The following is a 13,665-nucleotide window of genomic DNA, read 5'->3' as shown; positions in this document are numbered from 1 at the left end:
ATGCTCGAACTGCTCCTGCTGCTGATGTGCGCGAGCATCCTCGTGAGCGGCGTGCTGGCCGTCTGCCTGAAGAATCTGCTGGCCGCGATGGTGAGCTCGGGGCTCGCTAGCCTGTTCGCGTCGGTGGCCTTCCTGCTGCTCGCCGCGCCCGACGTCGCGATGGCGGAAGCCGCGATCGGATCGGGACTCGCGACCTTCACCTTTCTGTACGCGATCCGCAAAACCGGTTATCAGAAGGGCTAGCGCATGTTCGAACTGATCGGCAGCGTGTTCATCCTCGCGGGCGCCGTCTTTCTGTTCTCCGCCGGCCTCGGGCTGCTGCGCATGCCGGACGCGTATACGCGCATTCAGGCCGGCACCAAGGCGTCGACGCTCGGCACCATGCTCGTGCTGATCGGCCTCGCGTTCTATCACCCGAACTGGACCTTCCGTCTGGTTCTGCTGATCTACTTCGTGCTCGTCACCAACCCAGTGTCCTCGCATGCGCTATCGCGCGCCGCCTGGCTGATCCGCACGCCGATGACCGCGTCGACGATCACCGACGCGCTCGCCGACGAAGACGGGCGCACCGTGCGAGAGGCCGAATCATGATGCGTCGCGTGTCCGCGGCGGTGACGGTGCTGCTGTTCGCGATCGTGTTCTGGCGGCTCATCGGCGGCTACACGGAATTGCAGACGCTGCGCCCGCTCGCCTGGTACTACGTCGTCAGAGGGCCGCTCGAACTCGGCGCGCCAAATATCGTGACCGGCATTTTGATCACCTTTCGCGGCTTTGACACGCTTGGCGAAGTCGCGGTGCTGTTCATGGTCGCGGCGAGCGTCGGCGTGCTGCTGAGAGAGGAAAGCAACCCGACGGCCGCTCCTACAGCGGACGAAACCACGCCCGCGCGCCGCCCGGCCAGCGAAATCGTACATACCGGCAAGCAGGTGCTGCTGCCGATGATCCTCACCTTCGGCGCTTACGTGATCGTCAACGGCCATCTATCGGCGGGCGGCGGCTTCCAGGGCGGGGCGATCGTCGCGTCCGCCGTGATGCTGACGTTGCTCGCGCGGCCCCGCTCGACGCTGAACGTCGCGCTTCTGAGCGTCGTCGAGTCGCTCGCGGGTGTGACCTATGTGTGCATCGGCATTCTGGGCCTCGTGTTCGCGGGCGGTTTTCTCGACGCGCGCTTTCTGCCGCGAGGCGAATTCGGCGCGTTCTTCAGCGCCGGCGCGATCCCGCTGATTTCGACGCTGCTCGGCGTCAAGGTCGGCGCGGAGCTTAGCGTCATCATCGACCGGTTCAGAAGCTGAACGCGAAGGAGAGCGCATGAGCACGGGCATCCCGGTTTCGAAGATCCTGCTGGCCACGGGCTTCTGCCTTTCGCTGATCGGCCTGTGGGGCATGCTGACCCACCGCAATATCCTGCGCATCATCATCGGCTTCGCGGTGATCGACACAGGCCTGCACATCGTGATGGTCGCGACCGGCTACATCACGGGCGGCACCGCGCCGATCATCGACGCGGCGCTCGGCAAATCCGCCGCCGCGCACCGCGCGATCGATCCGGTTCCATCGGCGCTCGTCGTCACGGCGATCGTGATCGGACTATCGGTCACCGCCATCTTGCTGTCGTTCGCGATCCGGCTTTACGCCGCCAGGAAGACGCTCTCCATCGACGCGTTCACCGAGTCGAAATGGTAGCCGCGCTCTTTCATCCGCTGCACATTTTCATTCTCGGGCTCGGCGGCGGCTTCGTCATGCCGCTGCTGTACCGGCTCGGCAAGCCCTGGCTCACGCTCGGCTTTTTCATCGCGCTGTGCGGTATCGTGCTCGTCTCCGGCATATCGTTCTACGGCCTGCTCGACGGCGGCGACACGATCGAGGTGCTGACCGCGGGCGCGCTGCCGCCGGTGTCGATCAATCTGCGCTTCGGCTTGTGGGAAGGCTTCTTCACGTTCAGCGTCAACGTGGTCGCGCTGCTCGGCGCATTGCATCTATGGGACCGTCTGCGCGGCAACTACGTGGCGTTGCTGCTGTATCTCATCCTGGTGATGGGCATCGACGGCATGGTGATGACCCGCGACCTGTTCAATCTGTTCGTGTTTCTCGAGATCGTGTCGATCGCAACATACGGCCTGCTCGGGCTCGAACGCACGCCCGCCGCGCTCGCCGCCGCGTTCAAGTACATCTTCGCGACCGTGATCGCGTCGACGCTGTTCCTGCTCGGCGCGGTGCTGCTCTACTACGTGACGGGCACGCTGAACATCGACGAACTGCTGTCGATGCGCAACCAGATCGGCGGCCCGATCGGCACGACCGCGATCCTGCTCGTGTTCGCGAGCCTCGTGATCGAGCTGAAGCCGTTCCCGGCGAACGGCTGGGGGCTCGACGTCTACGAGACCGCGCCGAGCGGCGTCGCCGCGATGGTCTCGATCGGCGTATCGGCGGGCGTGTTTTTCGCGCTACTCAAATTGCTGCCGCTTTTCGACGCTCAGCTCACGCTGCTCGCCGTATCGGGCGGCGTCACGTTCCTGTTCTCGAACCTGCTCGCGATCAAGCAGACCAAACCGCAACGCGTGCTCGGCTATTCATCGATCGGGCAAATGGCGCTCTTGATGCTGTCGCTCGCGTTGCTGCGCCAGGTCGGCGCGGACGCATCGATCCCGCTCGTCGTCGGCGGCCTCTTCATCAACCATCTGTTCGCGAAGGCGGGGCTGTTCTGGCTGATCGGCGTGCTGCGGCGCCACGGCGACGATGCGCGCGCGATCCTGTCGCGCAGCCCGCTGCTGATCGGCCTGCTCGGCCTCTTCCTCGTCGCGATCGCGGGGCTGCCGCCGTTCCCCGGTTTCTGGGCGAAATGGGAACTCGTCATGCGCCTGACCGCCGCCGGCAAGCCATACTGGATCGTGCTGATCCTGACCGGCTCGCTGCTCGAAGCGGGCTATATGTTCCACTGGTTCGTGCGCGCGCTGGCTCCTTCCGACGTCGAAGCCAAAGCCAGCCCCAACATGGCCGCGCTGTTGCCGCTGTTCGGCGTCGCCCTGCTGCTGATCGCGGCGGCCTATATGGCGGCCGTGTTCTCGGGCGCCGTGTCGGCATGGATCTTTTCGCCGCTCGCGGCGGGCGCGCTGTTCTATGCGGCCGATCGTCTGCCGGGGCGCGTGAAAGGCGTGCTCGCGCTGATCGCGATCGGGCTGATCGGCAGTCTGCTCAGCGAGGGCACGGGCGGTATCGCCGGGCTCTTCACGTGGCTGCTGCTCGCGGGCAGCCTCGTGATCGCCGCGGCGAGCCTCTATCGCGACGACGTGCGCGCCGGCTTCTATCCGATGCTGGTCGTGCTGTCGCTGTCGATTCCGGCGCTGCTGCGCTCATCGACGTCGCTCGAGTTCTTCTATAGCTGGGAAATCATCACGCTGTCGTCGTGCTTTCTGATCGCGAAGTGCCGCCGCGCGGGGCCGCACGTGCTGACCTTCCTGCTGTTTTCGCTGCTGGCGGCGTTCTTCCTGCTCGCGGGCTTCGCCAACGTCGCGGCACTCGACGACACCATCGCGCTATCCGCGCTGATCCACTCGGGACCGGAAGCGAACCGCGCGTTCGTACTGCTCGCGACCGGCTTTCTGATCAAGGCCGGTGCGATCGGCGTGCACGTATGGCTGCCGGGCGCCTACACCGAGGCGGAAGACGACGTGACCGCGATGCTGTCGGCGGTGGTCAGCAAGGTCGCGATGTTCGGCCTGTTGATCGGCGCCTATCTGACGATACGCTCGGAGGTCGGCCTCGAACTCGCGCACGTGATGACATGGATCGGCATGCTGACGACCCTGTTCGGCGCGCTGATGGCCTTGCGGCAAAACGACTTCAAACGCATGCTGGCGCTATCGAGCATGAGCCAGATGGGCTATATCGTCACCGCGATCGGGCTGATGAGCCATCTAGGCTGGGTGACCGCGCTGTACCTGGTCGCCAATCACATGTTCGTGAAGGGCATCCTGTTTCTCGCGCTCGCGGGCGTGATCTTGCGCACCGGCACGCGCAACTTCGCCGATGTGGGCGGCCTAGCGCGCGAGATGCCGCTCACGTTCGCGATGGTCGTGATTGCGCTCGTGTCGATGTCGGGCCTGCCGCCGCTCATGGGCTTTGGCGGCAAGTGGCTGCTGCTTAGCGCAATGACCGACAAGGGTTGGTACGGGCTCGCCGTGTGCGGGCTGATCGCGACCTGCGCCGGCTTTCTGTACATGCTGCGCCTGCTCAATGGCATCTTCCTCAAACCGCGCCCGCCGCAGCGGGCGCAAGTGCGCGAAGCGCCGGCGATGCTGCTGCTGCCGCAGTTTCTGTTCGTCGTCGGTATCGTGATCCTGTCGTTCTTTCCGAAGCTGCTGATCGAACCGGTGTCGGCCGCGATCGATCCGCAGTTCGCGGCCACCCTGGTGTGGGGCGGCATGTCGCTCGAAAGCATCTACGGGTTCTGGAATCCGACGCCGGTCGTGATCGTCGTGCTGATCGTCACGGCGATCGTGTGCGGGCTCGGCGTGCTGTTCTACCGCAGCCGCCGCGGCAACGCGCGCAACGCCCCCGATTTTTACCACTTCTACCGGCCGTTCCTGAGCCGCACGGTGCCGCCGGTCGCACAGATGTTCTGGCGCGGCATTTCGCACTTCGCACTCGCGGCGGCGTCACGGATACGGCGCGTCTATACCGGCAATGGACAGACCTACGCGCTCTACGTGCTGCTGTATTTTCTGGCGATCTACTTCGCGAGCACGGGCCTGAGCGCGGCGGGGACGCAATAACGACAATGACGCCGCGCTACTCGCGTGAAGACTCACTCGCTAGTCGAAGCGACCGGTAATTCCGAGCCACTCTCTCGCGCCGGACGCTGCACGGCTCGAACCAGCCCGCTGCCGCCGCCTCCGCAGAAAAACAGATCGGCGCCGTTCGATTCGAGTCCCGAGATGCCGGTACCGGCCGGCATCTCGACACTTTGCAGCACTTCGCCGCTGCGCGGATCGATGTGCCTGAGTTCGCTCTCGTCACCTTCCCACGTGCCATGCCATAGTTCGCCGTCGACCCAGGTGATGCCGGTCACGAAGCGATTCGATTCGATCGTGCGCAACACCGCACCGGTGTCCGGATCGATCTGATAGATCTTTCGTTCGGGATAGTGACCGACCCACAGCGAACCTTCGGCCCACGTCAGCCCCGACTGGCCGCCGTCGCCAGGTGCCGCGATCGTCGACAGCACGCGGCCGCTGTGCGGATCGATCTTCTGGATGCGGCCGTGCGCGATCTGGAACAGGTGCTCGCCGTCGAAGGCCGTGCCCGCGTCGGCGGCCAGCGCGACCGAGCGCAGCGTCTCGCCACTGTCGGGGTCGAACGCGTCGAGCCGTTCGCCGGTCGCAACCCACACCTGCCGGCCATCGTAAGTGACCCCATGCACTTTATCGACGCCCGTAAAGGGCCCATATTCGCGGACGATCCTGGCGGCTGAGCGGTTCATGATGGCCATCCTAATCACGAAGGGAACGGGGAAGGGAGTAACAAAGCCGTCGCGAATCCGGCGATGGGCGGCGTCATCCAGCGGCGCGCGCGCCCGTCGCCCACCGGCTGCACCTTGCCGGCCGCGGCGAGGGAATCGAGCGCGCGCTGCACGGTACGCTGACTCGCGCCGAGCACCAGAGCAAGCGCCGAACTCGACCACGATTGGCCATCCGACAAAAACGCGAGCAGCGCCGCATGCTCGCCTTCGACGGGCGGCGCCAGCACGACGACATCGCGCGCCTGCCGCGGCGCGAGCGCGAAGCCACGCGTCGTCGCGCTGACGCTCGCGAGCGTGCCGAGCGCCACGCGCAGCCGGCCGATCTCGACGCGCAGTCGCGCGCGATGCGATTCGTCGGCGCGTTTGGCGCGGAACGCGCGCGCGACCAGCACGTCGCGCGGCACGTCGGCGGGCCATGCCTCGCCGAGCATGCGGGCGAGCGCGAACAGCACCGGTCGGCTCGCTAGCGCAACCGCCGCGTTGGCATCGCAGATCGCGTAGCGGCAAGCGTCGACGATCAATGCGCCGCCCGCGCGATTCGAGCTCAGGAGTCTCTCGACTTCATCGAGCAAGATCGGTTCTTCTTTGCCATGCGCGATCATGCGCGCCGCCGGATTGCTCAGTGCTGCCGACGCGCTTTCGATTTCCGCGATCAACGCCGGAATACCGGCCTCGCGGGCCGAGCGTGCGGCCCGCGCCAGCGCGGCACGGGCGGCGCCGCTGCGCAAACGCCGCAGCGCCACGCCGGCGACGACCAGCTCATGCGCGGCACGCAGCGCGGGCGGAAACGGCCGAGGATCGAGCGCGGCAAGCTTGCGCTCCGCTTCGTCGAGACGGCCGATCAGCAGCAGACGCCGCGCCGCCAGATACCGGGCATGCGCCGCATTGACGCGATCGCCGTGCGCGTCGAGGGTGGCGGTCGCGGCGTCGAGTGTTCTGGCGGGCCACGCGAGATCGCGCGACGCGAGCGCGATCTCCGCTTCCGCGACCACGCATCGCGCGCGCGCCACTGCATGCTGCGCGCCGAACGCGCGCGCGGCGCCGCGCAGCAACGCCTTGGCGCGCACGAAATCGCCAAGCTGCGCCATCGCAATGCCGCGCAGCGCGAGCGCCGGCGCGTCGTCGCGCAACGCGACGCGGTCGAGCGCGCCAAGCGGATCGCCGGCCGCGAGCGCGCGCGCCGCCGCCGAAATCAGCGCGTCCACGGCGTGCGACTCCGCGCGTAGCGCGTCAATGCATCAAGCGAATCCCGCCACACTTGTCACTCCCACCCGATCGATGCCCAAGCCTAATCTAGCACGACCATCAACCGTCACCGACGCCGTCGGGCAAGGGCTCGCGCGGCGCGGCACGACTCACGGAGGAACCCACGATGACTACGCATCCGATCGGAACACGCGAACAGTGGCTCGCCGCGCGCCGCGCGCTGCTCGACGCGGAAAAAGCCCACACGCGACACGGCGACGAGCTGGCGCGGCAACGCCAGGCGCTGCCGTGGGTGAAGGTCGACAAGGCCTACCGCTTCGATACCGACGAAGGCAGCGCGTCGCTCGCCGACCTGTTCAAAGGACGTTCGCAACTGCTTGTCTACCACTTCATGTTTGGCCCCGACTACAAGGCGGGCTGCCCATCGTGCTCGTCGATCGCGGACGGCTTCGCTGGGTTCGCCGTGCATCTCGCGCATCACGACGTGATGCTGACGGCGGTGTCGCGCGCGCCGCTCGACAAGCTGCAGGCCTACAAGCAGCGCATGGGATGGACCTTTCCGTGGGCGTCGTCGGCCGGCGGCGATTTCAATTTCGACTTCAACGTCGCGTTCACCGAGGCGCAACAGCGCGCCGGCGATATCGAATACAACTACGCGCGCAACAGTCATGCGATGGACGTGACGCCCGCGCCCGAACCCGTCGCGCAGTTCGCGGCGACCTGCGGCACCGACGCGGCCACCTATTCGCGCGACCGGCCCGGCATGAGCGCGTTCGCGCTCGAAGACGGTGTCGTCTATCACACGTACTCGACTTACGCGCGCGGTGTCGATGCGCTGTGGGGCATGTATCAGTGGCTCGATCGCGCGCCGAAGGGACGCAACGAGATGGGCATCTGGTGGCGCCGTCACGACGAGTACGAGCAGTCATGAGCCCGCTCGTGCGCGCTGCCTGCGCGAGCGGGCAGCGCCTTGCCGTGCGGCGCGCGGCGCGCTCGTCGCAGCGCGTGTTCGTCGGCGTCTGCGCGCTGATATTCGCCGCGAGCGTCGCGGCGACACTGGCGCACAGCGCGTCGATGTCGGCGATGGGCGCGTTGCCGATGCCCGGCGGCTGGTCGATGTCGACGCTATGGATGCCGACCTGCGGGCGCACCTGGGCCCGCACCGCGGCATCGTTCATCGGCATGTGGATCGTGATGATGGCGGCGATGATGCTGCCGTCATTCGTGCCGACGCTGCTGCGCTATCGCGACGCGGTAGCCTCGCGAGCAAACCCCGGCCGGCTGGCCGTGCTGACGATGCTCGTGAGCGGCGCGTACGCCGTCGTATGGACGGCGCTCGGCGTGGCCGTGTTTGCGCTGGGCGCGTCGCTCGCGGCGCTCGCGTTGCGATGGCCACCGCTCGCGCGTGCGGTGCCGCTAGCGGCCAGCCTGGTCATATTACTTGCGGGCGCATTGCAGTTCAGCACGTGGAAAGCCCGCCGCCTCGCCTGCAGTCGCGCGACGCCGAGCCTGCCCGCCGACGCGGCCTGCGCGTGGCGATACGGTCTGCGCATCGGCATTGATTGCGGCGCTTGCTGCGGGGGTCTCACGGCGATTCTGCTGGTCGTCGGCATGACGGATTTGCCCTTGATGGCCGCCGTGACGGCCGCCATCACGGCCGAGCGTCTTGCGCCGGACGGCGCACGCGTCGCACGGGCGATCGGCGCCATAGCCCTCGGCGGCGCAGGCTTGCTGCTCGTCCGAGCCATTGCAGCCGGCTGACGCGTGGGCGACACCTACCGGCGATCGCTTCGTCAACCGATGCTCGGCGCCCTTGCCATCTCATTATTGTTCTCGTTCGGGAAACAGTGAGTTCAGGAATTAGGTATTTACCCTAGTTTCCCGTCCCCATAGACTGTCATCACTGCTGCAAACCAATGGGTTTCGCGGCCTAACAAGAAAATCTGGAGGTACTAAAAATGAAATCGCTCGTTCAAGCTGTCGTTATCGCCGCTACCCTCGCTGCTCCGGTTGCTGTTTTCGCTCAATCGAACCAGCCGCTGACCCGCGCGCAAGTCCGTGAACAGCTGGCCCAGATCGAAAAAGCCGGCTACAACCCGGCACGTTCGAACCCGAACGAATACCCCTCGAACATTCAGGCTGCCGAAGCTCGCGTCGCGGCGCAAAACAGCGCGGTCGGCGGCGTGACCAGTGGTTCGTCGCAGCAAGGCCACGCAGCGCAGTAACGCGTCCCGGGTTGGAAAGTTGCTGTAGATGTCGCTGTACCTGCCGGAGCGCTCTGCCTTAGTGCTCCTGCAGCTTCCCCTACTGGCCCGCATCGCGGTTGACTGCGATGGCGGGCCAGTCCCGTTTGAGGAGGGCCGCTGGTCTCGCGTCAAACCGCGCCCGGGTTGATATACGCGGTCTTCACCGTCGTATAGAACTCGCGGGCGTAGGCGCCCTGCTCGCGCGGACCGTAGCTCGACCCCTTCCTGCCGCCAAACGGCACGTGATAATCGACCCCCGCCGTCGCGGTGTTGACCATCACCATGCCGGCCTGCATATGGCGGCGGAAGTGACTCGCGTATTTCAGCGATGTCGTGCAGATGCCGGCCGACAGCCCGAACTCGGTATCGTTGGCAACCGCGAGCGCTTCCTGGTAGTCCTTGACCTTGATGACCGACGCCACCGGCCCGAACACCTCTTCGCGATTGATGCGCATCGCCTGCGTCGTCTCGGTGACCAGCGCCGGCGCGAGGAAGTAGCCGCGCGTCGAGCCTTCGACACGCTCGCCGCCGAACACCGTGCCGCCCTCTTCCCGCGCGATCGCCAGATAGCGTTCGTCCTGTGCCAGCTGCTTGTCGTCGACGACCGGGCCAATGTGCGTGCCCTCCGCGAGCGCATCGCCGACCTTCAGCGCGCGCATGCGCGCCTTCATGCCGTCGATAAAGCGGTCATAGATCCCCGCGGTCACGATCAGCCGGCTCGACGCCGTGCAGCGCTGGCCCGTCGAGTAGAACGCGCCGTTGACGCAAGCTTCGATGGCGACGTCGAGATCGGCGTCGTCGAGCACGACCATCGGATTCTTGCCGCCCATTTCCAGCTGGAATTTCTTGCCCGACTCGAAGCACTTCGCGCCGATCGCGCGACCCGTCGAAACGGAACCGGTAAAGCTGATCGCGTCGACATCCGGCGACGACACCAGCGCCTCGCCGACCACCGAACCGCGCCCCATCACGAGATTGATCACGCCCGCCGGCGCGCCCGCATCAGCGATGATCTTGACCAGCTCCCACGTACAGCCCGGCACCAGATCGGCCGGCTTGATGACGACCGTGTTGCCATACGCGAGCGCCGGCGCGATCTTCCACGCCGGAATCGCGATCGGAAAATTCCACGGCGTAATCAGGCCGACCACGCCGATCGGCTCGCGCGTCATTTCGACCGTCATGCCCGGCCGCACCGACGGCATCGTTTCTCCGCCGAGGCGCAGTGCTTCGCCCGCAAAGAACTTGAAGATCTGCCCGGCGCGGCCCACTTCGCCGATCCCCTCGGGCAGCGTCTTGCCCTCTTCACGTGCGAGCAGCTTGCCGAGCTCCGCCTTGCGCGCGAGGATCGCGCTGCCCGCCTGGTCGAGCACGTCGAAGCGCTGCTGCGGCGTGGACATTGACCACTGCGCGAAGGCCTTGCGCGCGGCGCTGATCGCGCGGTGCGTCTGCTCGGCGTCGGCTTGCGCGAATTCGCCGATCACGTCGTCGAGATTTGACGGATTGATGTTGCGCGACACGCTCGCGCCGTCGACCCATTGGCCGTCGATGTAGTTTGCGAACTGACTCATGTCCTGATGCTCCTTTCGAAAATTGCAGCGACAACCCTGGTTATGCAGCAATCAGCAGGCCACGTGCCGCGAGGTTGCGATACAGCGCGCGCACGCCGAACGTCCACGGTTCGATTTCGGTGGACAGGCGCACCGTGTTGGTCAGCGCGCCGAGCTGCGGCGTCGAGATCGTCACGCGGTCGCCGAGGTGGTGAGTGAAGCCGCCGCCGGGCGCGTCGCGGTCCTTGATCGGCGAGAACATCGTGCCGAGGAACAGCATGAAGCCGTCCGGGTACTGGTGATGACGGCCGCAGGTCTGAGCGACGAGGTCGGCCGGGTCGCGACTGATCTCGCTCATGTGGCTCACGCCGTCGAGCACGAAGTTGTCGTCGACGCCTTCGACGCGCAGCGAAACGCTCGCCGCGCGCACCGAGTCGAGCGAGAACGTGTCGTCGAACAGCCGCACGAACGGGCCGATCGCGCACGAGCCGTTGTTGTCCTTGCACTTGCCGAGCAGCAGTGCCGAACGGCCTTCGATGTCGCGCAGGTTCACGTCGTTGCCGAGCGTCGCGCCGACGATCTCACCGCGGCTATTCACCGCGAGCACGATCTCCGGCTCCGGGTTGTTCCACACCGACGCGGCGAGCAGACCGACGTCTGCGCCGAAGCCGACCGCCGACATCGGCTGCGACTTAGAAAACACTTCGGCGTCCGGACCGATGCCGACTTCCATGTATTGCGACCACGCATCGCGACGCTCGAGCTCGGCCTTCAGCTTCATCGCCGCTTCCGAGCCCGGCTTGATCTTCGACAGGTCGGTGCCGATCGTCGACGCGATCGTCTCGCGCACTTCCTTGGCCTTCGCCGGATCGCCGCCGGCCTGCTCCTCGATCACGCGCTCGATCAGGCTCACCGCGAACGTGACGCCGCAGGCCTTGATCGCCTGTACGTCGCACGGCGCGAGCAGGCGCACGGCGGGCGCACTCGCGTCGGGCAGGTTCGCCTCGATCAGCTGCGCGACCGGCCCGAGCGATACGCCCGGCGCGCTGCGCGCGAGCTGCGCCGCATCGTCGCGCTCGAACAGGTCGGCGGTGGTCGGCACGGTCGCGGTGATGTCGAACACCTCGCCGCCGCGCACGACGACCACGCACGGTCCTTCGTGCTGCTCGGTCTTGCGCCATACGCGGCCGACGAGCAGCGCGTCGTTCAGATCGCCGGGAAGAAAGCTGGAGGGAGAAGTTGCGGACATGGGATGGACTCTTACGGATAAGTTGGGAAATGGGCAAGGCCGGGCGTCGCATGGCGCGCGAAGCCCGGCCTTCTCACCTGCATATCAATGCGAATGCCGTGGATTGCCGCGCTCGGCAATCACCTTCAGATAAAGCGTCGCCGGTTCCAGACAGCCGCCGGTCGAAAGCTGGCCGACCGTCTTGCGGTACAGCTCCTGCCACGGCGTTTGCGCGGGCGGAATCTCGAAATGCACGGTGTCGCGGCGTCGTGCGAGTTCGGCTTCGTCGACCAGCACGTTGACGCTGCGCGAATTCAGATCGACGCGGATGCGATCGTTCGTGCGCAACAGCGCGAGGCCGCCGCCCACCGCCGCTTCCGGCGACATGTTCAGAATCGACGGGCTCGCGGACGTGCCGCTCTGGCGGCCGTCGCCGAGCGTCGGCAGCGACGTGATGCCCTGACGCACGAGCGCCGCCGGCGGCGCCATGTTGACGACCTCGGCGCTGCCCGGATAGCCGACCGTGCCGGTGCCGCGAATCACGAGGATGCAATGCTGGTCGATCTCGAGCGACGGGTCGTTGATGCGCGCGTGATAGTCCTCCGGACCGTCGAACACGATGGCGCGCGCTTCGAAGCTGTTTTCCGCGCCGGGCTCGCTCAGATAGGTCTGACGGAACGCTTCACCGACCACCGACATCTTCATGATCGCGCTGTCGAAGAAGTTGCCCGACAGCACCATGAAGCCCGCGCCGTGCTTCAGCGGATCGTCGGTCGTCTTGATGACCTCGCGATCCGGCGTTGGCGCGGCGGCTGCGATGTCGCCCATCGTGCGGCCCGACACGGTCAGGCACGCCTCGTGCACGAGGCCCGCTTTCGCGAGCTCGCGCATCACGGCGGGCACGCCGCCCGCGCGATGGAAGCTCTCGCCGAGATATTCGCCGGCGGGCATGCAGTTGACGATCAGCGGCACCTGCTCGCCGACGCGCTGCCAGTCCTCGAGACTCAGCTCGACGCCCATGTGCCGGGCGATCGCGATCAGATGCGGCGGGCAGTTGGTCGACGCGCCGAGCGCCGACGCGACGACGATTGCGTTTTCAAACGCTTCTTTCGTCATGATCTTGGACGGGCGCACGTCCTCGCGCACCAGATCGACGATGCGCTTGCCGGTCGCGTACGCCATCTGGCCGCGCTCGCGGTAAGCGGCCGGAATGCTCGCGCAGCCGGGCAGCGACATGCCGAGCGCTTCGGCGAGGCTGTTCATCGACAGCGCGGTGCCCATCGTGTTGCAGTGACCGATCGATGGCGAGGACGCGGTGGTCAGCTCCATGAAGCCTTCGTAGTCGATCTCGCCGGCCGCCAGCAAATTGCGCGCATGCCAGATCACGGTGCCCGACCCGACGCGCTTGCCGTCGTGCCAGCCGTCCAGCATCGGGCCGCCGGACAGCACGATCGCCGGCATATCGACGGTGGCCGCCGCCATCAGGCACGCGGGCGTGGTCTTGTCGCAGCCGGTGGTCAGCACGACGCCGTCGAGCGGGAAGCCGTGCAGGATTTCGACGAGGCCGAGGTACGCGAGATTGCGGTCGAGCGCGGCGGTCGGCCGGCGGCTCTGCTCGGCGAGCGGATGCACCGGAAACTCCATCGGAATGCCGCCCGCGTCGCGGATGCCGGCCTTCGTGCGCGCCGCGAGTTCGATGTGATGGCGGTTGCACGGCGCCAGATCGCTGCCGGTCTGCGCGATGCCGATGATCGGCCGGCCCGACTGCAGCTCTTCGCGCGTCAGACCGTAGTTCATGAAACGCTCGACGTACAGCGCCGTCATATCCGCGTGCGAGGGATCGTCGAACCATTCCTGGCTGCGCAGCCGGCGCGGGGTGGATGCTGACATGATGCTTGTCTCTCTATGAGGGTTGCT

The 13,665-nt window shown here is 66.5% G+C and carries 13 protein-coding genes; 8 read left to right on the top strand and 5 right to left on the bottom strand.

All coding sequences use genetic code 11. The annotated features are described in order from the left end of the window. The 5 genes from BJG93_RS29365 to BJG93_RS29345 are packed head-to-tail and all read left to right on the top strand — an operon-like array spanning position 1 to position 4,772. On the top strand, positions 1-243 hold the full coding sequence (locus tag BJG93_RS29365) for a hydrogenase subunit MbhD domain-containing protein (RefSeq protein WP_027194752.1): 243 nt from the start codon (positions 1-3) through the stop codon (positions 241-243). A gap of 3 nt (positions 244-246) precedes the next feature. Next, positions 247-591, top strand: a complete 345-nt coding sequence (gene mnhG, locus BJG93_RS29360) for a monovalent cation/H(+) antiporter subunit G (RefSeq protein WP_027194751.1) — start codon at positions 247-249, stop codon at positions 589-591. Next, on the top strand, positions 588-1,292 hold the full coding sequence (locus BJG93_RS29355; RefSeq protein ID WP_027194750.1) for a Na(+)/H(+) antiporter subunit B: 705 nt from the start codon (positions 588-590) through the stop codon (positions 1,290-1,292). Before mnhG ends, BJG93_RS29355 begins: the two co-directional genes overlap by 4 nt. Positions 1,293-1,308: 16 nt before the next feature. Then, a complete protein-coding gene (locus tag BJG93_RS29350; protein WP_027194749.1) occupies positions 1,309-1,683 on the top strand; it encodes a sodium:proton antiporter in 375 nt (124 codons plus the stop codon). Next, positions 1,677-4,772 carry a complex I subunit 5 family protein gene (locus BJG93_RS29345; protein WP_027194748.1) on the top strand — a complete coding sequence of 1,032 codons (3,096 nt, stop codon included), beginning with the start codon at positions 1,677-1,679 and terminating at the stop codon, positions 4,770-4,772. Before BJG93_RS29350 ends, BJG93_RS29345 begins: the two co-directional genes overlap by 7 nt. A gap of 32 nt (positions 4,773-4,804) precedes the next feature. Here the strand turns inward: BJG93_RS29345 and BJG93_RS29340 are convergent, their stop codons facing one another. Further along, positions 4,805-5,479, bottom strand: coding sequence for a Vgb family protein (locus BJG93_RS29340; RefSeq protein ID WP_027194747.1), 675 nt, complete (start codon positions 5,477-5,479; stop codon positions 4,805-4,807). 14 nt (positions 5,480-5,493) lie between these two features. Further along, positions 5,494-6,723 (bottom strand): hypothetical protein, encoded by a 1,230-nt coding sequence (locus BJG93_RS29335; RefSeq protein ID WP_027194746.1) that lies wholly within the window; start codon positions 6,721-6,723, stop codon positions 5,494-5,496. A gap of 167 nt (positions 6,724-6,890) precedes the next feature. Here BJG93_RS29335 and BJG93_RS29330 point away from each other — a divergent pair, with 167 nt between their 5' ends. The 3 genes from BJG93_RS29330 (at position 6,891) to BJG93_RS29320 (ending at position 8,949) form a co-directional block, all read left to right on the top strand. Continuing rightward, positions 6,891-7,655 (top strand): DUF899 domain-containing protein, encoded by a 765-nt coding sequence (locus BJG93_RS29330; protein WP_027194745.1) that lies wholly within the window; start codon positions 6,891-6,893, stop codon positions 7,653-7,655. Next, positions 7,652-8,485, top strand: coding sequence for a DUF2182 domain-containing protein (locus BJG93_RS29325; RefSeq protein WP_027194744.1), 834 nt, complete (start codon positions 7,652-7,654; stop codon positions 8,483-8,485). The genes BJG93_RS29330 and BJG93_RS29325 overlap by 4 nt, the downstream gene beginning before the upstream one ends. Before the next feature lie 197 nt (positions 8,486-8,682). Then, positions 8,683-8,949, top strand: coding sequence for a DUF4148 domain-containing protein (locus BJG93_RS29320; RefSeq protein WP_027194743.1), 267 nt, complete (start codon positions 8,683-8,685; stop codon positions 8,947-8,949). A 149-nt stretch (positions 8,950-9,098) separates the two neighbouring features. Here BJG93_RS29320 and BJG93_RS29315 read toward each other — a convergent pair whose 3' ends face one another. From BJG93_RS29315 to BJG93_RS29305, 3 genes are all read right to left on the bottom strand, one after another. Then, positions 9,099-10,541, bottom strand: a complete 1,443-nt coding sequence (locus BJG93_RS29315) for an aldehyde dehydrogenase family protein (RefSeq protein ID WP_027194742.1) — start codon at positions 10,539-10,541, stop codon at positions 9,099-9,101. A gap of 40 nt (positions 10,542-10,581) precedes the next feature. Next, on the bottom strand, positions 10,582-11,769 hold the full coding sequence (locus BJG93_RS29310; RefSeq protein ID WP_027194741.1) for a fumarylacetoacetate hydrolase family protein: 1,188 nt from the start codon (positions 11,767-11,769) through the stop codon (positions 10,582-10,584). An 84-nt stretch (positions 11,770-11,853) separates the two neighbouring features. After that, a complete protein-coding gene (locus tag BJG93_RS29305) occupies positions 11,854-13,638 on the bottom strand; it encodes an IlvD/Edd family dehydratase (protein WP_027194740.1) in 1,785 nt (594 codons plus the stop codon). Positions 13,639-13,665 lie beyond the last annotated feature (27 nt).

Source organism: Paraburkholderia sprentiae WSM5005, from assembly GCF_001865575.2.
GTDB lineage: Bacteria > Pseudomonadota > Gammaproteobacteria > Burkholderiales > Burkholderiaceae > Paraburkholderia > Paraburkholderia sprentiae.
This window is presented reverse-complemented; position numbering and strand designations above follow the sequence as displayed.